Source organism: Gluconacetobacter brunescens, from assembly GCF_048695475.1.
Taxonomy (GTDB): Bacteria; Pseudomonadota; Alphaproteobacteria; order Acetobacterales; family Acetobacteraceae; genus Gluconacetobacter.
Window position 1 is genome coordinate 1,311,102 of record NZ_JBLHEN010000001.1, and the last position, 22,803, is coordinate 1,333,904.

Genomic DNA, 22,803 nt, shown 5'->3' on the forward strand with positions numbered 1-22,803 from the left:
GATCCACGTATGAAACAGGCGATAAGGAACACGGAAGCAGAACGACCCCCAATTTTCCGGAAGGAACATCACCCGGAGGGGCGTCGCCATCCCTTTCGAGACCGCCCCGGGCATATCCCAAATTCTCCGCGAATCCCGCTATCCGCGAGGCGACACGAACCGATCCGGGAATGGATAAATCCACACAGCACTACGCACATGCGGCCTTCATGCCACTTGCCGCTCTGGCCTTCGAGCATACGATAGCGAACGGTCCGTTCCCCGGCTCTTTATCACCCGTCTGATATGCGCATAGAGCAGGCGGGTGGAACGAACCGTCCTAGAAAATGCGTGATGGCGGCGCATGCCGTGCATGCTTTCACGCCGGTCTCCTGGTCAGCGAGAGCCATGCCTTGGCCGCTTCCGAAAGATAACCGCCACGTCGCCAGGCAAGTGTCATGTGCCAGCGCATCTCCGGATCATCGAGCGCGATGGCCCGAATACCGTCATGCTGGCGCGTTTCCACCATCATGCGCGGCAGGAACCCGACGCCGACGCCCGCCGCGATCAGATCGAAGAGAAATTCGACCTGAGTGGAGCGCGCGGCCACATTCGGCGTAAAGCCGCTGCGGCGGCAGGCGGCAAGCACGATCTGATTCAGCGAAAATCCACGCTCGAACAGTAGAAATGGCGAGTCGGCGAATGCGTCAATCGGCGTGGATTCGCGCGCCGTCAGCGGATGGCTGGCCGCGACCACGCCCACGACCCGCTCAGAGCAGACATCCTGCCACGCGAATTCATCGCCGCAGGGCTGAAGCAGACCGGCGAGATCAATTTCGCCGGCACGCAGCAGATCCTTCAGATCCTGGCATCCGCGTTCGACCAATTCGATATCGATGCCGGGATAGCGTTCCCGGAAGGTCACGAAAGACGGAGCGAACAGCGTGTCGTTACCGATCGGCGGCAGGCCAAGCCGCAGCACCCCGCGCTTCAGGCCGCGCAACTCGGCCAGTTCCACCAGCAGATCGTCGCGCTCGGCCAGGATCGCCAGCCCCCGGCGGAACACCACCGCGCCGGCATCCGTCAGCGCGACGCCTTGCGCGGCCCGGTCGATCAGAACCAGATCCAGTTCGTCCTCCAGGCGTTTCACCGCCTTGCTCACGGTCGACTGGGTGGAAAGCACCGCCTTGGCCGCCAGCGAGAAGCTGCCCTCCCGCGCAACCGCGACGAACATGCGTAATGCCCTGATCTGCATGTGCTATTCCATAACTGACTGATCTGTATTCAGCCAATGTGCATTTTTCACTTCCACGTCATTTTCCGTACTGCATGTCGAAGAATAATCGTCTGCGCACCGGACGAAGATCCGGATACAGGGGAGGACTGCATCGCATGACTGGAACCGAGGATTTTGGCGCGTTCGACTATATTGTAATCGGTGCCGGGAGCGCCGGCTGCGTCATTGCAAATCGCCTCAGTGCCGATCCGCACAACAAGGTGCTGGTCCTGGAAGCCGGCGGCAACGACAACTGGATCTGGATTCATATCCCGGTCGGCTATCTGTTCGCGATGGGCAATCCGCGTGCCGACTGGATGTTCAAGACCGATCCCGAAGCGCATCTGGGCAATCGCGTGCTGAACTATCCGCGCGGGCGGCTGCTGGGCGGATGCTCGTCGATCAACGGCATGATCTACATGCGCGGGCAGGCCGCCGATTACGATGGCTGGCGGCAACTGGGCAACCCGGGCTGGGGATGGGATGATGTCCTGCCCTATTTCATCAAGGCCGAAGACAATTTCGCCGGCGCGAGCACGTTTCACGGCGCGGGCGGCCCGCTGCATGTCGACCGGCAGCGGTTAAGCTGGACATTGCTCGATGCCTTTCGCGATGCCGCCGCCCAGGCCGGCATCGCGAAAATCGACGATTTCAACCGGGGCGACAACGAAGGCTCCTCCTATTTCCAGGTGACGCAGAAACACGGGTTCCGCTGGAGCGCCGCGAGCGCCTATCTCCACCCGGCGATGAAGCGGACCAATCTGCGCGTCCAGACGGGTGCCCTGGTCCATCGCGTGCTGGTCGAGAATGGCCGCGCCGTCGGCGTCCGCTTCTCGGTCGACGGAACGGTCCATACCGTTCGCGCCTCCAGCGAGGTGATCGTCTCGGGCGGCGCGATCGGCACTCCGGCGATCCTGCAACGCTCGGGCATCGGCCCCGGCAAGCGGCTGCGGGAACTCGGCATCGACGTCGTGAACGACCTTCCCGGTGTCGGCGAGAACCTCCAGGACCATCTCCAGATCCGCAACGCCTTCAAGGTGACGGGCGCGGAGACCCTCAATACCGAGGCCGGGTCGCTGTTCGGCAAGGCAGAGATCGGGCTGGAATATCTGCTGACCCGCTCGGGCCCGATGTCGATGGCGCCCAGCCAGTTGGGCGTCTTCGCCCGGTCTGGGCCGCGCTATGAGAGGGCGAACCTGGAATATCATGTCCAGCCCCTCAGCCTCGCGGCTTTCGGCGGCGCGCTCGACCCGTTCCCCGCCTTCACCGCCGCGGTCGCGAATGTCCGCCCCGAAAGCCGTGGCACCGTCCACCTCAAATCCGCCGACCCGGCCATGGCACCGGCGATCCATCCGAACTATCTCTCCACCGAGGAGGATCGCCGCGTCGCCGTCGAATCCGTGCGCCTGACACGGCGGATCGTGGGGCAGTCGGCCATGGCGCGCTACCAGCCCGAAGAGTTCCGCCCCGGCCCGTCGCTGGAGAGCGACGCGGACCTGGAAAAGGCCGTGGGCGAAATCTCCACAACCATTTTTCACCCCGTGGGTACGGCGGCCATGGGGAACGGATCGCAGGCCGTGGTCGATCACGAACTGCGTGTACACGGCATTGCCGGGCTCCGTGTGGCGGATGCCTCGATCATGCCGCGCATCACCTCGGGCAACACCAATGCGCCGACCATCATGATCGGCGAGAAAGCGGCGACGATGATTCTCGCTGCCGCCAAATCGTCCGTCCAATCACCGTCAATCCCGGCACTGACCGCCTGAGCGAAGGATCACAATCATGCCTCTCATCCGCTTTGACATGCTCGAAGGCCGCTCCGAGACGGAGCTTGCCGGCATCCTCGATGCCGCCCACCAGGCGGTGCTCGACGCTTTCGGGGTCCCGCCGCGCGACCGGTATCAGATCATCTATGAACACAAGAAAAGCCGTGTCCGGATCGAGGATACCGGATTCGGCATCCCGCGTACCGACGATGTGATGATCGTCTCGGTGACGACCCGCCCGCGCACGGTCAAGGAGAAGACCGCGTTCTACCGCCTGCTGACCGAGGCGCTGACCGGGAAATGCGGCATCGCCTCCAGCGACGTGATGATCAACTATGTCGAGAACACCGACGTCGACTGGTCATTCGGCAACGGCGAAGCCCAGTTCCTGGCCGCCAAGCCCAGGGGCGCATGATCTGAATACAGGCAAGGCCGGGGCTCTCCCCGGCCTTGCCCGCGAAGCCAGAGAACGATCCATGGCGAACATCCTGTCCCCCTGCGGTCCTCGGCATGCCGTCGTTGAACGTGCCTTCCGATCCTCGCGGCCTTCTATCGGGTCAAAAGACCATCAAGCCGTTCCGGCAGTCTTTGCATGGCGGACGGCAGAACGGCTACGGCACACGCCTTGCTGAAATACCAGCCCTGAAGAGAGTCGCATTGCATGTCGAGAAGCATCCTCGCCTGACTGGCGGTTTCGACGCCTTCCGCCGTGACGGCCTTACCCAGCCCATGTGCGATATCGATGACGCCACGCACGATGACCTGATCCTCGTACGACGTGGTGAGGCTCGACACGAAACGCCGGTCGATCTTCAGGCGATCGATTGGAAGTTCCTGAAGATGCGTCAGCGAGGCATAACCGGTACCGAAATCGTCCAGCGCAACCTCGACCCCCTCCGCATGTAACCGGCGCAATCCCTGTTCCACCCGTTTCTGGTCCCGCCCCAGAAACATGCGTTCCGTCACTTCCACACAGAACCGTTCGGGTCCGATTCCCGTTTCGGCACAGCGGCTGAAGAACCGATCCAGAAAGCTATCCGACCGAAAATCGGAATTGGTCATATTGATCGCCACCCGTCCGAATGGGATGGACTTGTCGAGCATGACCTGCATGTCTCTGAACACGCGATCCAGCATATACATCCCCAAAACCGCGGACATGGCCGGATCGGTCAGCACGGCCTGAAAATCCGCGGGCATCAGGAGACCGCGCTGGGGATGCTGCCATCGTATAAGCGCTTCCAGAGAAGCATGGCGTTCCGGAGCGCGGAAAACGATCGGCTGGTAGGAAAAATGAAAGTTCCTGCACTTCAGCCCCGCCTCGATCTCAAGCAACGCCTGGGATTTCTTCTCGGCAGAAGCCAATAATTCAGGATGAAATCCCTCAAGCCTGTCCCGCCCGAGCGCCTTGGCGTGATATAATGCCAGATCGGCGGCCTTGATGAGGCTTGTCGCGTCATCTCCATGCCTGTGAAATGCCGCGTATCCCATACTGGCGGAACAATGCCAGCTTATGGTGTCGATCTGGATTGGATCGCGAATAGCTTCGAGTACCTTCTCATAGAACCTACGTGCTTCGTCTTCCTCCGTTTCGTCGAAGATGATTCCGAATTCATCGCCACCAAGACGGGCGATGAAGACACGATCGTCGACGACGGATCGCAAGCGCGATACCATTATTTCCAGAAGATGATCGCCCGCGTCATGACCAAACGAATCATTAATTTCCTTGAACGCATCGATATCCATGAGCGCCAGATAGAACTGGCGACCGGATGGGCCATACTGTCCAATCAGCCCACCGACATATTCCCGGAAATATCGACGATTGGGAAGATTCGTCAGGGCATCGAGATTGGCGATCGTTCTGAGATGCTCGCGGCTGGTCCGCAGTTCATCCTCGGCCAGCTTTCGCGCCGTGATGTCGAAGCGGATCGCAACATAGCTGTCGACCTTGCCTGCCTGGGAGACGTGTGGAACGATCGTGGTATCGACCCAGTAGAGTGTGCCGTCTTTCCTGCGGTTACAGATTTCACCATGCCAGTTCTGACCGCTGGCGATCTGCCGATACATCAGGCGGAAGAACGCCGCATCATGGACGTCGGACCGAAGAATCCGGTGGTTGCAGCCGATCAACTCGTCACGGTCGTACCCACTGACCTGGCAGAATTTGTCGTTGACGAAAGTGATCGTGCCGCGCGCGTCCGTAATGGCAACGATGGCGGCGCTATCAAGTGCGTAACGAATGAATTCGCCTGCCTCCCTGAATGGCAGATGATGCAAACTGAAGTCTCCCGCACCAGTGCGACACGTGCCGCTGCTGTCCCCTTACGACGCGATCACGCAATCATCCAGAGCGTACGTCGCTCGCTCCGATCTGTCTCAACTGCATAGCTTGCCGGCTCGACGCGCTTTGCGCATCGCTCACCTGGAACAGTGCGACCAGCCGTGCCAGCTCGTCCGCCGCGGCGACCAGATTATGCGCGCCGGCGGCGCTTTGCTCCGCGACGGCCGCATTCTTCAGCGTCGTCTGTTCCAGGCCGCTGATGGCGGCATTCACCTCGCCCAGACTGGCGGACTGGGCGTGCGACGCGGCGGCAATCGTCGCAATGGTGCTGTTGATCTCACCCACCTGGGCCGCGATTTGCCGCAGCGACTCCCCAGCCTCCCGGACCTGCCGCACGCCGGCCTTCACATCCGCCGCCGCCCTGGCGATCAGCGCGGTGATCTCCTTGCCCGCATCGGCGGAACGCTGCGCCAACGCGCGGACCTCGCTGGCCACCACCGCGAAACCACGTCCCTGCGCACCGGCTCGCGCCGCCTCGACGCCGGCATTTAGCGCCAGGATGTTGGTTTGAAGGGAAATATTATTTATTACGTCAATGATACTGGAAATTTCCTGCGATGATTTTTCGATTCTGCCAATCGCCGCCATTGCCTCGTTAACGATCTGGCCTGCCTGTTCCGCGCCGGACTGCGCTGTCTCAGCCATCAGCCGAGCCTTTGCCGTCTCCTCGGCCGTCCCGGACGCGCCGCGCGCAATCTGGTTCAGAGTCGCCGACATCTCCTCCTGCGCCGCCGCCTGCTGCTCGGTCGCACGGGAAAGACTGTCGGCACCATGGCGGATACCAGTGGCGTTCGCCATCACTTCCTGACTGTTCCGTGCGATCTTTCCCATGCTCTGCCCAAGCTGTTCGGCTGTGGCGTTGAAATGCTGTTTCAACACCGCCGAGCGTTCCGGCATCGTCTCGGTGACACGATAGGCCAGGTCACCGCCGGCCAATGCGGTCAGGGCCGCGCTGATGGCCGCGATCGTGGTGCGATCTTCCCGCGCCTGATGTTCCTGCGCCAGCCGCATCTGGGCGCGGGCCGCTTCCATTTCCTCCAGATAGAACGATACAGTCAGGTCGATTTCCGTCAGGACGACTTTACACAGAGTTGTAATCCCGTCGGCCAGATCACGACCCGCGGACGGCCTGACCAGGAAGCCCGTGCCCGGTAGCGTCTCCCTGATCACGGCGCGGATCAGCCGGTCCAGGATAATCGTGTAGCCACCGATATACCAACGCGGCGTCAGGCCGATCCGCGCATGGACCTCGCCGATAGCCCGGACTTTCGCCACATAGGCGTCATCGAAGCGCGCTGCGATGATGGCCTGCCAGTGCGTCGCCTGCGCACGCTTCGCATGATCGATCCTGGCTTCGGAAGAGAAGAACCGCCTGACCTCGGGCGTCTCGCGGATTTTGTCATAAAGCGCGTCCAGCGCCTCCGGCAATGCGCGCTCCAGTATGGGGCGCAACCGATGCAGAGTCCGATAATCCCCCGCATCCATCGTGATGAATTCATACCGATCCTGAAGATCGGATATACCGTGTTCGTTTATCTTCACGTCTTTGTCCGATCCGCTCCACAAGCAATACCGAGCACTGCAACATCCATTTATTCATATGCAAGATGTCATCGACCGCACGCATGAAGTGATCGACTCCGATCCGGGAACCATTACAAAAAAGAAGAAACAGGCCGTCAGCATGAGCTGTAATCAGCGATACATAATCCCTCCTTTTGCCCCTCCCCCGGACAGCGGACCTTGGCCGTGTCTTCCACAAATCCGCCGCGCCTGACGGCCGGGACGGGTGACAACGGAAACAGGGCGGGGAAACAGCCGGGGGAAACAGGCGGGCAGTTCCGGCGTTAGGTGTAGCCGATCGCGGATCGCTGCATACCCATCGCATGCAGCCAATGCGTCATCCAGGCTCGCCGGTCTGCGGCCCCGCGCCGGAGATCACCTTGTGCCGTCACCGGGAAACGCCCCATGCCGAAACCCGTTCTCGTCGTCGGTGCCGGACCTGTCGGCCTCACCATGGCCGCCGAACTTGCGCGCTATCATGTGCCCGTCAGGATCATCGACCAGTCGCAGGCGCGCACCGACCAATCGAGGGCACTCGCGGTCTGGCCACGCACCCTCGAACTTCTCGCCGCCAGCGGCTGTCTCGACGCCTTTCTGGCCACCGGTTTCAGCGCAGACGCCATCGGCATCCACACCGGCAGCCGGCGCATCGGCCGCATCGCATTCGATCAGATCGCCTCTCCCTTCAACCTGCTGCTGGTAATCCCGCAATCGGAAACCGAGCGCCTGCTGGAGGCCCACCTCGCCTCACTCGGAGGAAACGTCGAACGGAGCACCGAACTCACGGCCTTTGCCCAGACCGCGGACGGCGTCACCGGCCTCGTGCGGCATGCCTCCGGGGAGAGCGAGGAAATCCACGCAAGCTGGCTCGTCGGCTGCGACGGCGCCCACTCCCTCGTCCGCCGAACCCTCGGGATGAAATTCGAGGGCGATACCCTCTCAACCGGCTTCCTCATCGCCGATGTCCATCTCACCGGCCTCGCCATTCCTCCGGCCGAACTGGCGATCTTCTGGCATCCCGACGGCGCGCTGATGGTCTTTCCCGTCTCGCCCGGGCGTTATCGCATCATCGCCGATATCGGCACGCTTTCCGGGCAGAAGCCCAATCTGGGGCAGGTGCAGTCCATTGTGGACCGGCGCGGGCCGGGTGGGGTCACCGTCTCCGATCCGGCCTGGCTGTCGCATTTCGGGGTCAATGAACGCAAGGTGCGGGACTATCGCGCGGGCCGGGTATTCCTCGCGGGGGATGCCGCGCATATCCACAGCCCCGCCGGCGGACAGGGCATGAATACCGGCATGCAGGATGCCTTCAATCTCGCCTGGAAACTGGCCCTCGTCGAACAGGGCCAGGCCGATCCGGCCCTGCTCGACAGCTACAGCCACGAACGCAGCCCGGTCGCCCGCCATATTCTCGCCGAGTCCAGCCGCCTGACCCGGCTGGTCCTGCTCAGACACCCTCTGGCGCAGCGTCTGCGCGGCTTTCTCGCGCACAGGATCCTCGGATTTGCCGAGGTGCAGCGCGCCATCGTGAACAGGCTGTCCGAGGTCACGATCGGCTACCCCGACAGTCCGCTCAACATGGGTTCCGCCAAGGGCTTGCGCGGCCCGTCTCCAGGCGAGAGGTTCGCCCCCGACCTCCCCATCCCGGTCCGCGATACGCCCAGATTCACCCTGTTCGCCAGGGATGACGCCGAGGCACGCGCGCTGATCGGCCGCCATCCTGCCCTGCTGGACGCCCAACTCCGCACACCACCCGACGGCAAAGGCATCTGGCTGGTGCGACCGGACGGCTACGTCGCCGCGACATCCCGCGCCGGAAAATGGTCGCCCATCGAAGCCGCCCTGTCGAAGATCGTCGCCAGCACGGCGCAGAACCCGAAGCCGTCAGAGCCTGTCTGAAAATGCACGCTGGCGGCAACCCGACGCGCGTTTCGAACAGGCTCCGATCCAATCAGGTCCGTCCCTTGCGCGGCGGCTCCTCACCGGTCACCCGGTGCCAATAGTCATCGGCCCGCTTCTCGAACGTCGCCGCATCGCGGGCATCGCTCTGGTAAAGCGCTCCCTTCGCGATCGGCGCATAGACCTGCTCCACCCAGCCGCGCGGATCGTCATGGGGAAAGCGGTATCCGACATGGCCGAGCGATGCCGCCCCCTTGTAATGGGCATCGCGCAGATGCAGCGGCACCGCGGCGGGCGGATTGTTCGCCACATGATGCATCGCGGTTGAAATCCCCCGGCACGCCGAGCCCGATTTGGGCGCCCGCGCCACATGCAACGCCGCATGCGCCAGCACGATCTGCGCCTCCGGATACCCGATCTTCTCCACCGCCTGCATCGCCGCCACGGCGGTCTGGAGCGCGGTGTTATCGGCCAGCCCCACATCCTCCGACGCATGGATCATGATCCGCCGCGCGATATAGCGCGGGTCTTCACCGCCATGGATCAGCCGCGCCAGCCAGTAAAGCGTGGCATCGGGGTCGGACCCACGCATGGATTTCACAAAAGCCGAGACGACATCATAATGCGCATCGCCCGACCGGTCGTGATTGACCGGCGCCGCCGCATAGGCCTCATCCAGCATCGCATCGCTGATGGTAACCGCCTGCGCCCCATGCCCCACCGCCAGGCTTTCCAGCGTCGTCAGCGCCCGGCGCGCATCACCCCCCGAACGGCCCGCGATCCGGCGGATCTGCCCCGCCGTCAGCCCGATCTCCACGCCCTCGCCCCGCAGATGGCCGATGCCACGCCGCACCACCTGCTCCATGTCCTCCAGACTCAGCGGCTCCAGCTTCAGAATCGTCGAGCGCGACACCAGCGCCGGGGTCAGCACATGATACGGGTTGCCGGTGGTAGCCCCGATGAAATCGGCCGTGCCTTCCTCGCAGATCGCCAGCAGATCATCGGTCTGGGTCGCCGTGAAACGCTGCACTTCATCGACGAAGATCAGCAGCGGCACCATCCGGGCCTCGTCCGCCAGCTTGCGGATGTCCGCAACACCGCTGCGCGTCGCATGCAGCGGACGAAAACGCTTCCCGAGCATGTTGCCGACCGCGCGCGCGATCGAGGTCTTCCCCACCCCGGGCGGCCCGTAAAGAATGACGCTGCCCAGCGCCCCGCCGGCGATACGCCGCCGCAGGATCGACCCCGGCGCGATCGCCGCCGACTGCCCGATCACGTCATCCAGTGTCGCCGGGCGCAGTTGCGCGGCCAGCGGCACCCGCCCCAGCGGCGCCCCACTGTCAAAAAGATCGCTCATCGCTCACCCCCCGAGACCGCATTGCCCGGCACGGCCCGGTCGCGCCAGGTCAATCATCCAGCCGCACCGAACGTCCCCGCTTGATACCCGCCCGATGGGCCTTGCCATCCAGCCGGCGCTGGCGCGCCGCGCGGCCGGGCCGGGTGGCCACGCGGAAGGCGGGGCGATGCGCGGCCTCGCGGATCAGTTCGGCCAGCCGTTCGATGGCATCCTCGCGGTTGCGCAACTGCGTGCGAAACCGCCGGGCCGTGATCACGATCACTCCGTCCCGCGTGGCGCGACTGCCCGCAACCTCCAGCAGCCGCACGCGCACCCGCTCGGGCAGCGAGGGCGAGCGCGCGGCGTCAAACCGCAACTGCGCCGCCGTGGCCACCTTGTTGACGTTCTGCCCGCCAGGGCCGGATGCAAGGATGTAGCTGACCTCCAGCTCGGTCTCGGCCAGCGACAGCCCGGGAAGGATCGGGATTGCCATGGCGCGCGACATAGCATGTTTCGCACCAGTGCGCGTGCTATTCCGCCGTGGTCGCAGGGCTCTGCCCTGCACCCGGAAGGGGACAGTCGTCCCCTTCACCCCTGGTCGTTGGAGACGGAGGAAAGATGGTCGGCCATCTATCCTCTTGCGGGCAGTTCGAACATATCGATGATTTCGGGTTCGTCCCGTCCGGCGGCAAACCACTCCTGCACCAATGGGTAAGAGAGCATCCGCTCCAGATACCGAGCGGCACGACCTTCCAGGGAAACACTGTACGTCTGGAAGCGAGAGGCCACCGGCGCGAACATGATATCGGCGGCAGTAAAGCGCCCGAACAACCAGGGCCCCTCGGGATGGCTCTCCGCCGTCTCCCATATCGCTGCCACGCGCGCGATATCGGCTTCGACGGCCGGTGTCCGCACGGCCCGCCGATTGCGCCCCCTCGCATTGACCGGCATCGCCTCTCGCAGCGCATTCAGGCCCGAATGGACTTCGCCGGCATAGCTGCGCGCCCGCGCCCGCATGAAGCGGTCGGCCGGCCAGAGGGCAGGATTCTGCTCGTAGAGATATTCCGTAATCGCAAGCGTGTCCCAGATCGGGAAACCATCAGCACGCAGAACCGGAACCAGGCCCGTCTCGCCGCCACGTTCCATGACGGCCTCCCGCGCACCCTTTACATAAAGCGACAGGATCGTCTCCTCGAATGGCACGCCAGCCAGTCGCAACAGCATCCACGCACGCATCGACCACGATGAATAATTCCTGTTCCCCAGAATGATCTGCAACGCCATCAATTCCTCCTGCGGAGCTTAAAAGCTGTTTCAAAAGCTCTGATGGTGAGTGGAAGCATGGCGTGAGCCATGGCCGTGATTTTCGCGCATCGGAACGAAGCGGGCTTATCGGCCGCGAGCACTGGAGCACAGAAGAGATCGTCGTCAGCGGGGCTTTTGAAACAGCCTCCTATATCCAGGGCATAGGCAGGAAGCCGGGCAGAGCCTCCACCCGCATGAGCCACCCCTGCACGTTCGGATAAGGGTCCAACGACACATGACCTTCCGGGGCGTGGGCGACATAGCCATAGCAGGCGAGGTCCGCGATCGTCGGATGGTTCGCCGCCAGGAACGTCCGGCCGTCAAGATGCGCGTCCATGAACGCCAGCAAGCGCACCGCACGCGCGCAGGCATCGGCGGGCTCGCCCGGACGTTGCCACAGCGCCACCATGCGGGCCGCCGCCGGCCCCTGCCGCAGTTCCCCCGCCGCGATCGAAAGCCAGCGCTGGACGTGCGCTGCCCCCACCGGGTCGTCCGGCAGCCACGAGGTGCCCGCACCATAAGCCTTGGCCAGATAGACCAGAATGGCGTTGCTGTCGGCCAACACCAGGTCGCCATCACGCAGGATCGGAATCTGTCCAAGCGGATTCAGGCGCAGCAATTCCGGCGTCGGGCCGGAGACGATCTCGAATCCGTAGTCGATGCCGAGCATCGACAGAAGCAATTGTACGCGATGCACATGGCCCGAAAGCGGCATGCCGTAGAGCGTCATCATCGGTGCGATCTTCCCGCGCTGTCATCTTGCCAGGGTCATTGTTTTGCACGACCGTGACGAGATGCTATTCTGGTACGACAGTCTTTCGGATTATGGAAGAATACCGTGGACCGTCTGGATGAACTGACCGTATTCGTTACCGTGCTGGACTTGGGAAGCATGGCGGCGGCGGGCCGACGCCTCCATCGCTCGCCCCCCAGCATCAGTCGTATCCTGGCAGGGCTGGAGCAACGGCTGGGGGCACGCCTGATCGATCGCACGACGCGACGCCTGGCGCCGACCGAATTCGGCCGGCAATTCGCCATACAGGCGCGGAACCTCATCGCGCAGTATGAAGCCCTGACCCGGGCCGCCACCCATGAGGCGGATCAGCCCGCCGGCATGCTCCGCATCACCGCTCCGGCGACATTCGGGCGCCGCCACGTCGCACCGGTGCTGTCGGATTTCCTGGCACGCCATGAAAACATTCAGGCCACCCTGGTCTTGTCGGACCGCAACCTCGATCTGGTCGAAGAGAGTCTCGATGTCGCGATCCGCATTGGCGACCTGACCGACTCAACGCTGGTGGCCCGCAAGGCAGGCAGCGTCGGACGCATCCTGGTCGCCAGCCCCGCCTATCTGGCAAAGCGGGGCACGCCCCGATCGGTTCGTGACCTGGCGCGACATGACAGTATCCTCATCGAAAGTCGGCCTGTCGCGCGGGAGTGGCGCTTCGCCTCCGGCCCGCACGACCGAAGACGGCATCAGGGCATACGACTGACACCACGCATTTTGGCCAATGACGTCGAGGCCGCAATCGCAATAGCGCGCGAAGGACTGGGCATCGTGCAGGTCCTGTCCTACCAGGTGGCCGAAGACCTTGCGACAGGACGTCTCATCCGACTGCTGCGGGAGGCGGAACCCGCCCCGACGGCGGTACATCTGCTCAGCACCTGCATATCCCGTCGCCCTGCGAAAACGAGCATCTTTCTCGATTTCGCGGCGAACGCCCTGGCGCACCGCCTCCAGATCATATCCCAACTCTCCGAGGTCGCGTTATCGGAGCAAATCACCCCATGAAAACCGACCAACGAGAGTGGTCTGACATGGTATTCCCGATCTTCCGTCAAGACGGCCGCTTGAAAAGCGGCCCTGAACAATGACGGGCCACAAGCACACTCATGTAACAAGAATATTTCTATTCCATCCCATCCCCATCACATTTGTTCGATAATTCATTCCTGTTCTTCAAGAACCCCCTGCGCGCATAGCTGACATTTCTTTACGTTCCTTTACTCTGCCATGATTGCTCCATAACGTCCGGTCCAGACGCTGGCAGATAGAATGGCTGGCGGAAAGGATATTACGAAATGAAAAAAGTGCTTATCCTCACTGCGGCTCTTGCTCTTTCCATGCCCGTCATGGCCCACGCCCAGGAAGACAACAGCAGCCGGTCCGAGAACGGCAATTCCGGCGAACATCGCCACCGCGAAGGCAATCGGCAGAATGGCCGTGATCAGATGAACGGCATGGAAGACAGGAACGGGGAATCCGGCAGCCATCGTGAGCGTATGCGCGGCAACCGTGAAGACGGAAACTCCGGCAGCGAAAATGGCCGTGAACATGGCCGCCACAATCACCGTTCCGGTAACGAAAACGGGCAGCAGAACAGCAGCAATCAGGGCAACTGATTCCTCCCGGCCCCAAAGAAAAAATGGAAAAGGCGGCTCTGCGGAGCCGCCTTTTTTGTATCCGTGCCGCGCCTTTTAAAAGAAACGGATCTCAGCACTGCGCATCTGTGCCCATGGCGCGCCGTCGGGCGCCGCTCCACGTCGGCGCGTGTTCCAGCATGAAACCTCTTTCATATTGGTATACACAATTTGCATAAATGACATTCATTCCGTTAGGATGCCCACAAAATGAACCAGAGGAGGTGAGCGATGCATAACATTACGGCGCTGATAGGCGACGCCGCGATCTTCGTGCTGCTGCCCTGGCTGCTGTGGCGCCTGACGCAACGGGCCCTGCCCATCGCGGTCCTGCCCATCCTGATCGGCATCCTGCTGGCGGTCTGGCACGTTCCCGTCGGCAGGCTCGGCCTCCCCTCGCTCTACGGCGACAATATCGGCTGGGTCGCCGTGCTGATCCTGGCCTTCACCGCCGGGCTGGAAATGTGGCAGCACCCCGGCGAGGAAGAGGGCGCGGCACACCGGCTACCGCCGCAACCGCTTGGCCGCCTCCTCACCAGCGCCCTGATCGCGCTGGGTGGCCCGTTCCTGATCGGCTCCTTTCTGGCATATGAATTCTTCCTGCCGATGCCGGGCTGGCACGCCCCGCATGCCGCGCCCTGGATCGCCGCGGCGTCGATCGGGCTCTGCATGGCCGTCAGCGCGCTGCCGGTGCTCATCGGCGTGGTGCGCGAACTCGAACCCGCCCAGCGCCCGCTGGGCCAGTTGGCGCTCAAGCTCGCGGTGGTGGACGACGCCGCCCTCTGGATCGGCCTCGCGGCCCTTCAGTTCGCCACCCGTGGCAGCGCGGCCCTCCATGGCTGGACCAGCCTGGAATTCGTCGCGGTCGCGCTCCTGGTCGGCCTGGCAACGGCCGGAAACTGGGCCTCCCGCCATTTCAGGAACCCGCCCGCCTGGGTCATCTGGACGGCGGTGCCGATCTATCTCGCCGCCGGCTCCTGGGCCAGCAAGCAACTGGGGCTGCACGAACTGATCGGGGCCTATTTCGCCGGCGCGATCATGCCGCCGAGCTGGGTGCGCCGCCTTCCCGTCGAATGGGCCGGCACCTTCGCCCTGGTCTGGCTGGCACCGATGTTCTTCGGCCATAGCGGCCTGCATATCGACGGCGATGCCCTCACCTGGCCGTCCGTGCTGGCATCACTGGCGCTGGTGGCGATCTCGATCGTGACCAAGATCGCCGCCATCTATATCTGCCCCCCGGCGGCGGGCCTGACGCGCCGGCAGACCCTCAGCGTCGGCGCCCTGCTGCAATGCAAGGGCCTGATGGAAATTGTCGCCGCGACCATACTGCACCAGCAGGGCATGCTCTCCGAGTTCGCCTTCGCCGCGCTGGTGGTGCTGGCGGTGATCTCGACCACGCTGACCGGCCCGATGTTCCGCGCCTTCGCCCCGAAGCCGGGCGCGAGAGCATCGGCCCAACTGCCAACGGGCGCGCTCACGGCCAATTCCTGACGGCCGCCGCGCCGTCTCCCCCACGCTCGCCGCCGTCACGACATCGGCGGCGGCGCCGTGTCGGCCGAAGGCAGCGGAATGAACTCGTCATGATCCGCCTCGGGCAGTTTCATCCGCCCGGCCTTCCAGTCCTCGGCGGCCTGCGCCAGCCGCTCCTTCGAAGAACTGACGAAATTCCAGAACAGGAACCGTTCCCCGACCGGCTCGCCCCCCAGCACCATCGCGGTCGTCGGTGCCAACGCCTGGAACGACGAGGCCCCGGCCCCCAGCACGAGCATCCGCCCCGCCTCATAGCGTTCGCCGTCGATCTCGATCGCCCCCGTGGCGATATAAAGCGCCCGCTCCGGATACGTGGTCGGAATTTCCGCCCGCGCTCCGGCCGCCAGTTCGAGATGCGCATAGAACAACGGCGAATGCGTCCGCGCCGCGGCGGTCAGCCCGTAGGCCTGCCCCGCGATAAGCTGCCCCCGCACACCGGCCGCATCCCATTGCGGCAGATCGTCGCCTTCATGATGCGAAAAGGAGGGTGCGGCTTCCTCGTCACCCTTCGGCAGCGCGACCCACGCCTGGATACCATGCAGATGGTCGCCGACCGCGCGCGCCTTCTCGAACCGCTCGCTATGCGTGATCCCGCTCCCGGCCGTCATCCAGTTGACCTCCTGCGGCCGGATCGCCTGTTCCGACCCCAGGCTGTCACGATGCATGACTTCCCCCGAGAACAGATAGGTGACGGTGGAGAGCCCGATATGCGGATGCGGCCGCACATCGAGGCTGCGATCGACCCCGGCCGCGATATCCATCGGCCCCATATGGTCGAAGAAGATAAAGGGCCCGACCATCCGGCGCCGCGCGAAGGGCAGGATGCGCCCCACTTCCAGCCCGCCACCCAGACTGCGGCGCCGCTGTTCGATCATCATCTCGATCATCGTATTTTCTCCCATCCAGACCCGATGTGGAAACGCGCGCCGGCGTTCGGGGCCGGTACGGCCCCGAACCCGTTCAGGCGGTAATGCCGCCGAAACGCCCATTGTTGAAATCCTCGATCGCCTGGCGGATCTCCTCCTGCGTGTTCATCACGAAGGGGCCATAACCGGCGATCGGTTCGTTCAGCGGCTGCCCGGTCAGGACGAGAAAGCTGGCCGCCTCCGTCGCCTGCAACGTCACCTCCGTGCCCTCCCGACTGAGCAGAGCGAACTGTGCACTCCCCAGTTCCGTGCCACCATTCACGATCAGGCGTCCTTCCAGCGAAACGATCGCCGTATTGTGCCCGGCAGGCAGGTCGAGCGTCACCTGCGCGCCGGAATGCAGCGTGCCGTCCCACACATTCAACGCCGAGAACACCCGCGCCGGTCCATGCTGCACCCCGTAATCCCCGGCGATGACGCGCAGCCTTCCGGCATCGTCAGGCAGCGGAACAACCGGAATATCGGCCGCGCGCAGCGTCTGGTAGGCCGCCGGCGCGCCCTTGTCGGCGGCCGGCAGGTTCACCCACAACTGCACCATGCGGAACGCCCCGCCCGCGCGCGCATAGGCAGCCGAATGGAACTCCTCATGCTGGATGCCATTCCCCGCCGTCATCCACTGCACGTCGCCCGGCCCGATCACGCCGCCGCCGCCCGAGGAATCGCGGTGCTCGACCTCGCCGTCATAGACGATCGTCACCGTCTCGAACCCCTTGTGCGGATGCTCGCCCACCCCGCGCCGCGTCTCCGTGGGGCCGAACGTATAGGGCCCGGCATAATCCAGCAGCAGGAACGGGCTCAGATGCTCGCCGAAATCGCTGTAGGAAAACAGGGAGCGGACAGGAAAACCGTCCCCCACCCAATGGCCGCGATCATTGCCGTAGCGGCCGAGAATTTTCTTCTGCATTGCCATGCTCCCGATCGACGGGGCCCCGACAGCGACGCCCCTGCATGATGGCAAGATGGGGCGTTCCATCCGTCGCACAAAGATTGCCCGATCGAACAGTGCGTCCTATTCATGAGACGATGAAGGACCTCAACGACCTCTATTATTTCGTGCAGGTCGTCCGCCATGGTGGCTTCACGCGCGCCGCCCGGGCCACCGGCCTCCAGAAATCCCTGCTCAGCCGCCGGGTCCGGCTGCTGGAGGAGCGGCTGGATACCTTGCTGCTCCAACGATCCTCCCGCCATTTCTCGGTAACCGAGGCCGGGCGCGGCTTCTACGAACGCTGCGTGGTGGTGCTGGAAGAGGCGGAAGCGGCGGAACAATCGGTCGCCCGGCATCATGCCGAACCGTGCGGGATCATCCGGCTCACTTGCCCCGTGGCCCTCCTGACCTTCCAGTTCGGCGCGTTGCTGGCCCGGTTCATCATGCGCCATCCCGCCGTCACGCTCAGCCTCGAGAGCACGAACCGGCGGGTGGATCTGCTGGAGGACCGGCTCGACCTCGCCATCCGGGTGCGCTTCCCGCCGCTGCAATCGGAAAACCTCATCATGCGGGTGCTCGACACCAGCACGCAGTGCCTGGTTGCCGCCCCCTCCCTGATCGCAGCCCCCCTTGCTTCCCCGGCGGACCTGAACACCCTGCCGAGCCTCGATTTCAACACCGCGCCCGCCAGTCATTCCTGGATTCTCGAAAGCACGGACGGTCAGACGGCGACGATCTTCCACACCCCCCGCCTCGCCACCGACGACATGGCCGTCCTGCGTGAAGCAGCCCTGGCGGGCGCCGGCATCGTCCAGCTTCCCACCATGATGATCTGGCGCGATATCAGGGAAGGCCGCCTGCTCCAGATCCTACCCGACTGGCGGCCACGCGCCGGAATCGTGCATGCCGTCTTCCCCTCCCGCCGTGGGCTCTCCCCCGCCGCGCGCACGCTGATCGATTTCCTGGCAACGGAATGTGCCGCCCAGCGACAGGATGCGTCACGGTTTCTGGAGACATGACAGCCGGATCGTTACAGGCGTTTGCGGGACCATTGATAGCGGACAATGGCAACAGGCAACGTATCGTGCGGAAATTCGCCGATATATCGTAGCCCTTTCCGTTCATAGAATCGCCGTGCCGCAACATTCGCGGCACTGGTCCGAAGCCAGAACCCCTCAGGCATCTCCCGTTTGGCGACATCGAGCAGAATGTTCCCGATGCCTACCCCCTGCCTTGCCGGTGCGACAAAAAGCTGCCGAAGCCAGGATGCCGCCGGTTCGAACGCCAGAAATCCTGCGATGCCGGAATCGTCACAGGCAACATGCACGCGCCACGCCCTCTTCCATTCGGCTTCGAGGCGCTCACGATATTCCGCCACGTCTGACACGATTTCGGCTTCGATGCCGGTAGAAAGCGCACTCTCACGCCAGAGCCGCGCAACTGTATCAATGTCGGCTCTGCGGAGCCCCCGCACAGAACAGGTCTCCATTTTCCTTACTCGCTCATGTTTTTGTTCGCCGATCCCGGGGACGTGTTGGTTTCATGATGATATCCCTGATATCGTCATATCTCCTTCCAAACCCCATGCGCGCATATTGAATATGATCTCCGCTTCTTCCTCTTCGTTTCTATTCCTCACATGTTTTACCCGCCCCATCTCGTTGCGCATCGCGGCGGACAGATAATGCCCAGCCGGAAAAGGCACGTAATTGGCGTTGTCCTGCTCTGCGCCCTGTCGGCCGGGTGTACGGATGATGATCAGGGCAAGGGCGACCTGCACGCAGCCGTCTCCCGGTGTTTCGCCCGCTACCCGTTCAGGAAGGGCACCGCCTATGACCGGTTCACCTGCATCACCAACGCCCATCTCAGATATGGCCCCAACGCCGTCGGCACCGATTACGACCTGATTTCACAGGTCGATCTGGCCTCCCTGCGCATCGGCCTGGATGTCGACAGCGGCACATTGAGCGTGCCGGAGGCCGAGCAGGAACTGCATTGGGTCACGACCAAGGCCCAGACCCAGGCCATCGGACGGACAAATGCCAACCCGCCGCCAGCCATGCCGCCCCGCCGCGACGAGACAGGACCGGCACACTAGAGTATTTCCACGGAACACAGGTTCGGTGGAAATACTCTAGTTTATTGTTTTTACGAGCATCTTCATCTGTTCGAACGCACACGTTCAAACAGGATCTGCTCTAACCCGCCCGCGATGGCGGCCCGGCATTCGGCCGAACCGCCATCGCGTATCCTTCACTGCGTCCGGGGCACGATCACCGGGTCGGAAGATTTCGCATCCGGATTGGAAACAACCGCTCCCGATTGCGGGGAATAGGTGGCGGATGTCGACTGGTTCGGGGTGATGGGCGGATGGAATGCCGAAACCGGGCCGAAGATGCCGCCGGCGGAACTCTTCATCGTGCCTTCCGGCTGGCGGGCACACCCACGGGTGATGATGGAACAGATGCCGTCCGTTCCCACCAGTTCGTCGTTATCGCCGGTATAATGCACGTCCGCCACCCGGTCATGATCCAGGCGGATCACGGCCGTGCAGGTCGTCCCGCCGCCGCCACCGAACTGCGAGATCGTCGTCGCGATATCGCCCACCGGAATCAGCGTCGACCCGCCATAGCTCGGCTGCGGATGCGTTCCGGAATAGATGAAGATCTGGGTCGTATCATTGAGCTGCTTGGTGGCGGCCGGCAGCCCGGCACAGGCCTGGAGATCGTATGACGTCATCCCGATCATGGTGATCTGCGCCTTGTGCGCCGCCCGTGAATCCATATATCCGCACCCGCTCAACCCGAGAGGGAGCGACGAGACCGCGAGCAGACACAGAGTGCGACAGTTCATTCCTCGATTATCCCCACAGTCGATCGACCCACGCCCGGTACGGCGTGTCTATTGCATGAACCTAGTGCGCTCTTTCCGGTCTATGCAAGGCCCAAGCCGGGCACAAAATGTCTCTTTCCCAATGAAACGCACTGTTACATGCATTGTGGCCATCTCATGACAGCCCGATCGCCGAATATCTCAACGAAAGGATTACCGCTTTACTTCGCCATTGCCTTCCGTAGCCTGCACTATCATCATGGCGCATATCGCCAGCCAAGGAGGGCGTCCGTCATGGATCTGGAGGCCGACCCCGCCAGCCCCCGCAACGGACATCCAAGGAGAATCCGCCGCTCATGTCGCTCAAGCCGCTTATGCCGCTCCTGTCTCGCCACACGTCGCGTGCCCTGCCCCCGCTTACGGCGGCCCTTCTCGCCCTCGGCGCCTGCACGGCCGGCCAGCCCCCCGTGCCGCCCCTGCCGGCCCTGCAACAGGCCCCCACCCTCACGACCGCCGACACGGATTTCGCGCAGAAACTCAGCGAAATGGACCTGACCCGGATCGCCCTGGCCAAGATCGCCCAGACCAACGCCGCCCGCAGCGACATCGCCACCCTCGGCGCGACCATGGCCAAGGACCTGACAGGCAATCAGGACAAGCTGACGAAACTGGTGTCGACCCACGCCATCACGCTGGCCGCCAAGCCTTCCGCCGAAAACCAGAAGATCATCGACCGGATGCAGGATCTCCACGGCGCCGCGTTCGACCGCGCCTACATGCGCTACCTGTCGCGCGACGACGCCAGAATGAAACCGATCCTCGAAAGCGAGATCGCCGGTTCCAAGAACGCCGACCTGACCAAACTCGCCACCGACACCAAGACCCTGCTCGCCGGCTACGCGGCCCAGCTCAAATAAGCCTCCGCCAGCGGCAAACGGGCGCCGGCAACGCCGGCCACGGCCACAAGACCCGGGCCATGCCGGCGCCTCATTCACACAGACGGGCCGGGCGGATCAGATATCGTCTCTATTTTTATGCTGCAATAAACACACGATATAACAAGCGTCGGCCGGACGAGCCTCTCCTGCGCAGCAAGCATCCCGCCGCCTCTGATGGCTTGGAGCCTGACCTGAAATGCGCGCTGGCGGCGATCCAGTGCGCATTTCAGGTCAGGCTCTTACGGATCACCGGGGCTCGTCCGCGTCGGATCGTCAAGATCATCATTCCGCGTCTCGGGCGTCGCCCATTCCTGTCGCAACAGCCCCATGATCGCAGCATCCCAACGCACACCGTCGACCAACGCCGAAGAGCGGCGCGTCCCCTCCGCCTTGAAGCCAAGCTTCTCGTAAGTACGGATGGCGGGCATGTTCCAAGTATAGACGCTCAGTTCCACACGCTCGATCCCCGGTCGCGCGAACGCCTCGTTCACGATCAGACGAAGCATCGGCCCCGCAAGCCCTTGACCCCGTGCATGGGGCGCGACGGCGACGCGGGAAAGCCGGGCAGAGCCGTTGCGCCAGTCAAAACCGAGCTGGGCATGGCCGACCAGCGCATCCTTGCACGCGACCATCCAGCAAAGGCGTGACGGAGGCACGGAATCCGCCTCGGCCAGCATGGCCCCAAGCTGTTGCACCGTGAGAGGGAACGACAAAAGCGGCCCGCCCCACTGCACAATTTCCGCCTGGGTGGCGAACCATTGTGCAAGGAGCGGGAAGTGTTCGGGTCCGAAAGGAACGAGGCGAAGCATGCGCCAAGGTTATAATTTGAAGCCCTCGGCCTGTCAGCCGGATGATTCCGTAAACATCCGCTGTCGCAGGCAGCCTGCCTGCCCGATGGAAACGAGCTGACAGGCATCAGCCACCATGGGAATTACGTCGGGGCCGCCGCAGAACCGGCCAGCAGACCGCCGTCGATATTGATCTCCGCTCCCGTCACATAGGTTGCTTCGTCCGAAGCCAGCATGATCGCAATGGCGGCAACCTCGTCGGGCATTCCGAACCGCTGCAAGGGCGTGTCGGCAACCAATGCCTGCATCCTGGCCTCGCGATCGGGCCCGGTTCCCAGCATCGGCTCCCAGATCGGCGTCAAGATTGCCGCCGGATGGATCGCGTTGCAGCGGATTTTCCAGCCCTGCTGCGCACAATAGAGGGCCACTGTCTTGCTGTGATTGCGGATGGCCGCTTTGGACGATGCATAAGCGGCAGCCAGGGGGATGCCAACCAGCCCGGAGCGTGAGGAGATATTGATGATCGAGCCCGTCCCTTTCGCTTTCATCGCCCCGATCGCGTAACGACAGCCAAGGAATGTTCCGTCAAGATTAACCCGGTGAACCGCCTGCCAGTCCGCGAGGCTGGCATGTTCGGGGTCGTGCGCCACGATGCCTGTTTCAAACCCCGTGACACCCGCATTGTTAACGACAACGTCCGCGACAGGGACAATGTCGGCAAGCCGCTTCCAGTCCTCTTCCTTTTGGACATCGAGCCGCTCGAACCGGCACCCGATCCCGGCGGCTGTCGCAATGCCGGTGGCGTCATCGACATCCGTGACGATCACGGTGGCGCCTTCCTCATGGAAGCGCGCGGCGATGGCACGACCGATTCCTCGTGCGGCGCCTGTGACGACACACGTCTTATTCTGCAATTTTTGCATATCATTCTCGAAATGGAGTTCAGTTGCGGATCACGCCGCCAGAAAC

At 63.2% G+C, this 22,803-nt stretch carries 22 protein-coding genes; 9 read left to right on the plus strand and 13 right to left on the minus strand.

Annotated features, from left to right (window positions below; all coding sequences use genetic code 11):
• Positions 1-358: 358 nt before the first annotated feature.
• Positions 359-1,234: a LysR family transcriptional regulator gene (locus tag ACMAUO_RS05855; protein ID WP_420355991.1), complete on the minus strand. Its 876-nt coding sequence runs from the start codon at positions 1,232-1,234 to the stop codon at positions 359-361.
• A 137-nt stretch (positions 1,235-1,371) separates the two neighbouring features.
• On the opposite strand from ACMAUO_RS05855, the gene ACMAUO_RS05860 reads away from it, so the two are divergent.
• The gene (locus tag ACMAUO_RS05860; protein ID WP_420355992.1) at positions 1,372-3,024 is read left to right on the plus strand and encodes a GMC family oxidoreductase; all 1,653 of its coding nucleotides are present in this window, start codon (positions 1,372-1,374) and stop codon (positions 3,022-3,024) included.
• Positions 3,025-3,040: 16 nt separating this feature from the next.
• On the plus strand, positions 3,041-3,439 hold the full coding sequence (locus ACMAUO_RS05865; protein ID WP_420355993.1) for a tautomerase family protein: 399 nt from the start codon (positions 3,041-3,043) through the stop codon (positions 3,437-3,439).
• A 134-nt stretch (positions 3,440-3,573) separates the two neighbouring features.
• Here the strand turns inward: ACMAUO_RS05865 and ACMAUO_RS05870 are convergent, their stop codons facing one another.
• A complete protein-coding gene (locus ACMAUO_RS05870; protein ID WP_420355994.1) occupies positions 3,574-5,307 on the minus strand; it encodes a putative bifunctional diguanylate cyclase/phosphodiesterase in 1,734 nt (577 codons plus the stop codon).
• A gap of 64 nt (positions 5,308-5,371) precedes the next feature.
• Positions 5,372-6,913, minus strand: coding sequence for a methyl-accepting chemotaxis protein (locus ACMAUO_RS05875; RefSeq protein WP_420355995.1), 1,542 nt, complete (start codon positions 6,911-6,913; stop codon positions 5,372-5,374).
• A 426-nt stretch (positions 6,914-7,339) separates the two neighbouring features.
• On the opposite strand from ACMAUO_RS05875, the gene ACMAUO_RS05880 reads away from it, so the two are divergent.
• On the plus strand, positions 7,340-8,833 hold the full coding sequence (locus tag ACMAUO_RS05880; RefSeq protein WP_420355996.1) for an FAD-dependent monooxygenase: 1,494 nt from the start codon (positions 7,340-7,342) through the stop codon (positions 8,831-8,833).
• A gap of 52 nt (positions 8,834-8,885) precedes the next feature.
• Here the strand turns inward: ACMAUO_RS05880 and ACMAUO_RS05885 are convergent, their stop codons facing one another.
• The 4 genes from ACMAUO_RS05885 to ACMAUO_RS05900 all read right to left on the minus strand — a co-directional run bounded on the left by ACMAUO_RS05885 (position 8,886) and on the right by ACMAUO_RS05900 (position 12,207).
• On the minus strand, positions 8,886-10,190 hold the full coding sequence (locus tag ACMAUO_RS05885; protein ID WP_420355997.1) for a replication-associated recombination protein A: 1,305 nt from the start codon (positions 10,188-10,190) through the stop codon (positions 8,886-8,888).
• 49 nt (positions 10,191-10,239) lie between these two features.
• Positions 10,240-10,662 carry an alternative ribosome rescue aminoacyl-tRNA hydrolase ArfB gene (gene arfB, locus ACMAUO_RS05890; RefSeq protein ID WP_182974607.1) on the minus strand — a complete coding sequence of 141 codons (423 nt, stop codon included), beginning with the start codon at positions 10,660-10,662 and terminating at the stop codon, positions 10,240-10,242.
• A 137-nt stretch (positions 10,663-10,799) separates the two neighbouring features.
• Complete coding sequence (locus ACMAUO_RS05895) at positions 10,800-11,453, minus strand: glutathione S-transferase (protein WP_420355998.1); 654 nt, start codon at positions 11,451-11,453, stop codon at positions 10,800-10,802.
• A gap of 169 nt (positions 11,454-11,622) precedes the next feature.
• The gene (locus ACMAUO_RS05900) at positions 11,623-12,207 is read right to left on the minus strand and encodes a glutathione S-transferase family protein (protein ID WP_420355999.1); all 585 of its coding nucleotides are present in this window, start codon (positions 12,205-12,207) and stop codon (positions 11,623-11,625) included.
• 105 nt (positions 12,208-12,312) lie between these two features.
• On the opposite strand from ACMAUO_RS05900, the gene ACMAUO_RS05905 reads away from it, so the two are divergent.
• The 3 genes from ACMAUO_RS05905 to ACMAUO_RS05915 all read left to right on the plus strand — a co-directional run bounded on the left by ACMAUO_RS05905 (position 12,313) and on the right by ACMAUO_RS05915 (position 15,386).
• Positions 12,313-13,266, plus strand: a complete 954-nt coding sequence (locus ACMAUO_RS05905) for a LysR family transcriptional regulator (protein ID WP_420356000.1) — start codon at positions 12,313-12,315, stop codon at positions 13,264-13,266.
• Positions 13,267-13,556: 290 nt separating this feature from the next.
• Positions 13,557-13,877: a hypothetical protein gene (locus ACMAUO_RS05910; protein ID WP_420356001.1), complete on the plus strand. Its 321-nt coding sequence runs from the start codon at positions 13,557-13,559 to the stop codon at positions 13,875-13,877.
• Positions 13,878-14,126: 249 nt separating this feature from the next.
• A complete protein-coding gene (locus ACMAUO_RS05915; RefSeq protein ID WP_420356002.1) occupies positions 14,127-15,386 on the plus strand; it encodes a cation:proton antiporter in 1,260 nt (419 codons plus the stop codon).
• Positions 15,387-15,421: 35 nt separating this feature from the next.
• Here the strand turns inward: ACMAUO_RS05915 and ACMAUO_RS05920 are convergent, their stop codons facing one another.
• Positions 15,422-16,312, minus strand: a complete 891-nt coding sequence (locus tag ACMAUO_RS05920) for a pirin family protein (protein WP_420356003.1) — start codon at positions 16,310-16,312, stop codon at positions 15,422-15,424.
• A gap of 73 nt (positions 16,313-16,385) precedes the next feature.
• Positions 16,386-17,255 (minus strand): pirin family protein, encoded by an 870-nt coding sequence (locus ACMAUO_RS05925; RefSeq protein WP_420356004.1) that lies wholly within the window; start codon positions 17,253-17,255, stop codon positions 16,386-16,388.
• Positions 17,256-17,374: 119 nt separating this feature from the next.
• Between ACMAUO_RS05925 and ACMAUO_RS05930 the strand changes: the two genes are divergently transcribed.
• Positions 17,375-18,295 (plus strand): LysR substrate-binding domain-containing protein, encoded by a 921-nt coding sequence (locus ACMAUO_RS05930; RefSeq protein ID WP_420356005.1) that lies wholly within the window; start codon positions 17,375-17,377, stop codon positions 18,293-18,295.
• 11 nt (positions 18,296-18,306) lie between these two features.
• On the opposite strand, the gene ACMAUO_RS05935 is transcribed toward ACMAUO_RS05930, so the two are convergent.
• Entirely contained in the window at positions 18,307-18,765 is a 459-nt protein-coding gene (locus ACMAUO_RS05935) for a GNAT family N-acetyltransferase (RefSeq protein ID WP_420356006.1), read from the minus strand.
• Positions 18,766-18,960: 195 nt separating this feature from the next.
• Between ACMAUO_RS05935 and ACMAUO_RS05940 the strand changes: the two genes are divergently transcribed.
• Positions 18,961-19,374: a hypothetical protein gene (locus ACMAUO_RS05940; protein WP_420356007.1), complete on the plus strand. Its 414-nt coding sequence runs from the start codon at positions 18,961-18,963 to the stop codon at positions 19,372-19,374.
• A 155-nt stretch (positions 19,375-19,529) separates the two neighbouring features.
• Here ACMAUO_RS05940 and ACMAUO_RS05945 read toward each other — a convergent pair whose 3' ends face one another.
• Positions 19,530-20,024 carry a hypothetical protein gene (locus ACMAUO_RS05945; RefSeq protein ID WP_420357219.1) on the minus strand — a complete coding sequence of 165 codons (495 nt, stop codon included), beginning with the start codon at positions 20,022-20,024 and terminating at the stop codon, positions 19,530-19,532.
• Positions 20,025-20,464: 440 nt separating this feature from the next.
• Here ACMAUO_RS05945 and ACMAUO_RS05950 point away from each other — a divergent pair, with 440 nt between their 5' ends.
• On the plus strand, positions 20,465-21,025 hold the full coding sequence (locus ACMAUO_RS05950) for a DUF4142 domain-containing protein (protein ID WP_420356008.1): 561 nt from the start codon (positions 20,465-20,467) through the stop codon (positions 21,023-21,025).
• A gap of 260 nt (positions 21,026-21,285) precedes the next feature.
• On the opposite strand, the gene ACMAUO_RS05955 is transcribed toward ACMAUO_RS05950, so the two are convergent.
• Both ACMAUO_RS05955 and ACMAUO_RS05960 read right to left on the minus strand, forming a co-directional pair.
• Positions 21,286-21,855 (minus strand): GNAT family N-acetyltransferase, encoded by a 570-nt coding sequence (locus tag ACMAUO_RS05955; protein ID WP_420356009.1) that lies wholly within the window; start codon positions 21,853-21,855, stop codon positions 21,286-21,288.
• A gap of 122 nt (positions 21,856-21,977) precedes the next feature.
• Complete coding sequence (locus ACMAUO_RS05960; protein ID WP_420356010.1) at positions 21,978-22,757, minus strand: SDR family oxidoreductase; 780 nt, start codon at positions 22,755-22,757, stop codon at positions 21,978-21,980.
• Positions 22,758-22,803 lie beyond the last annotated feature (46 nt).

Coding starts and splice junctions, on each gene's coding strand:
- ACMAUO_RS05920 (WP_420356003.1), bottom strand. CDS start 16,312: ATGATCGAGATGATGATCGAACAGCGGCGCCGCAGTCTGGGTGGCGGG.
- ACMAUO_RS05895 (WP_420355998.1), bottom strand. CDS start 11,453: ATGGCGTTGCAGATCATTCTGGGGAACAGGAATTATTCATCGTGGTCG.
- ACMAUO_RS05860 (WP_420355992.1), top strand. CDS start 1,372: ATGACTGGAACCGAGGATTTTGGCGCGTTCGACTATATTGTAATCGGT.
- ACMAUO_RS05940 (WP_420356007.1), top strand. CDS start 18,961: ATGCCCAGCCGGAAAAGGCACGTAATTGGCGTTGTCCTGCTCTGCGCC.
- ACMAUO_RS05925 (WP_420356004.1), bottom strand. CDS start 17,255: ATGCAGAAGAAAATTCTCGGCCGCTACGGCAATGATCGCGGCCATTGG.
- ACMAUO_RS05900 (WP_420355999.1), bottom strand. CDS start 12,207: ATGATGACGCTCTACGGCATGCCGCTTTCGGGCCATGTGCATCGCGTA.
- ACMAUO_RS05915 (WP_420356002.1), top strand. CDS start 14,127: ATGCATAACATTACGGCGCTGATAGGCGACGCCGCGATCTTCGTGCTG.
- arfB (WP_182974607.1), bottom strand. CDS start 10,662: ATGGCAATCCCGATCCTTCCCGGGCTGTCGCTGGCCGAGACCGAGCTG.
- ACMAUO_RS05910 (WP_420356001.1), top strand. CDS start 13,557: ATGAAAAAAGTGCTTATCCTCACTGCGGCTCTTGCTCTTTCCATGCCC.
- ACMAUO_RS05930 (WP_420356005.1), top strand. CDS start 17,375: ATGAAGGACCTCAACGACCTCTATTATTTCGTGCAGGTCGTCCGCCAT.
- ACMAUO_RS05855 (WP_420355991.1), bottom strand. CDS start 1,234: ATGCAGATCAGGGCATTACGCATGTTCGTCGCGGTTGCGCGGGAGGGC.
- ACMAUO_RS05960 (WP_420356010.1), bottom strand. CDS start 22,757: ATGCAAAAATTGCAGAATAAGACGTGTGTCGTCACAGGCGCCGCACGA.
- ACMAUO_RS05880 (WP_420355996.1), top strand. CDS start 7,340: ATGCCGAAACCCGTTCTCGTCGTCGGTGCCGGACCTGTCGGCCTCACC.
- ACMAUO_RS05865 (WP_420355993.1), top strand. CDS start 3,041: ATGCCTCTCATCCGCTTTGACATGCTCGAAGGCCGCTCCGAGACGGAG.
- ACMAUO_RS05935 (WP_420356006.1), bottom strand. CDS start 18,765: ATGGAGACCTGTTCTGTGCGGGGGCTCCGCAGAGCCGACATTGATACA.
- ACMAUO_RS05950 (WP_420356008.1), top strand. CDS start 20,465: ATGTCGCTCAAGCCGCTTATGCCGCTCCTGTCTCGCCACACGTCGCGT.
- ACMAUO_RS05885 (WP_420355997.1), bottom strand. CDS start 10,190: ATGAGCGATCTTTTTGACAGTGGGGCGCCGCTGGGGCGGGTGCCGCTG.
- ACMAUO_RS05945 (WP_420357219.1), bottom strand. CDS start 20,024: ATGATCGGGATGACGTCATACGATCTCCAGGCCTGTGCCGGGCTGCCG.
- ACMAUO_RS05955 (WP_420356009.1), bottom strand. CDS start 21,855: ATGCTTCGCCTCGTTCCTTTCGGACCCGAACACTTCCCGCTCCTTGCA.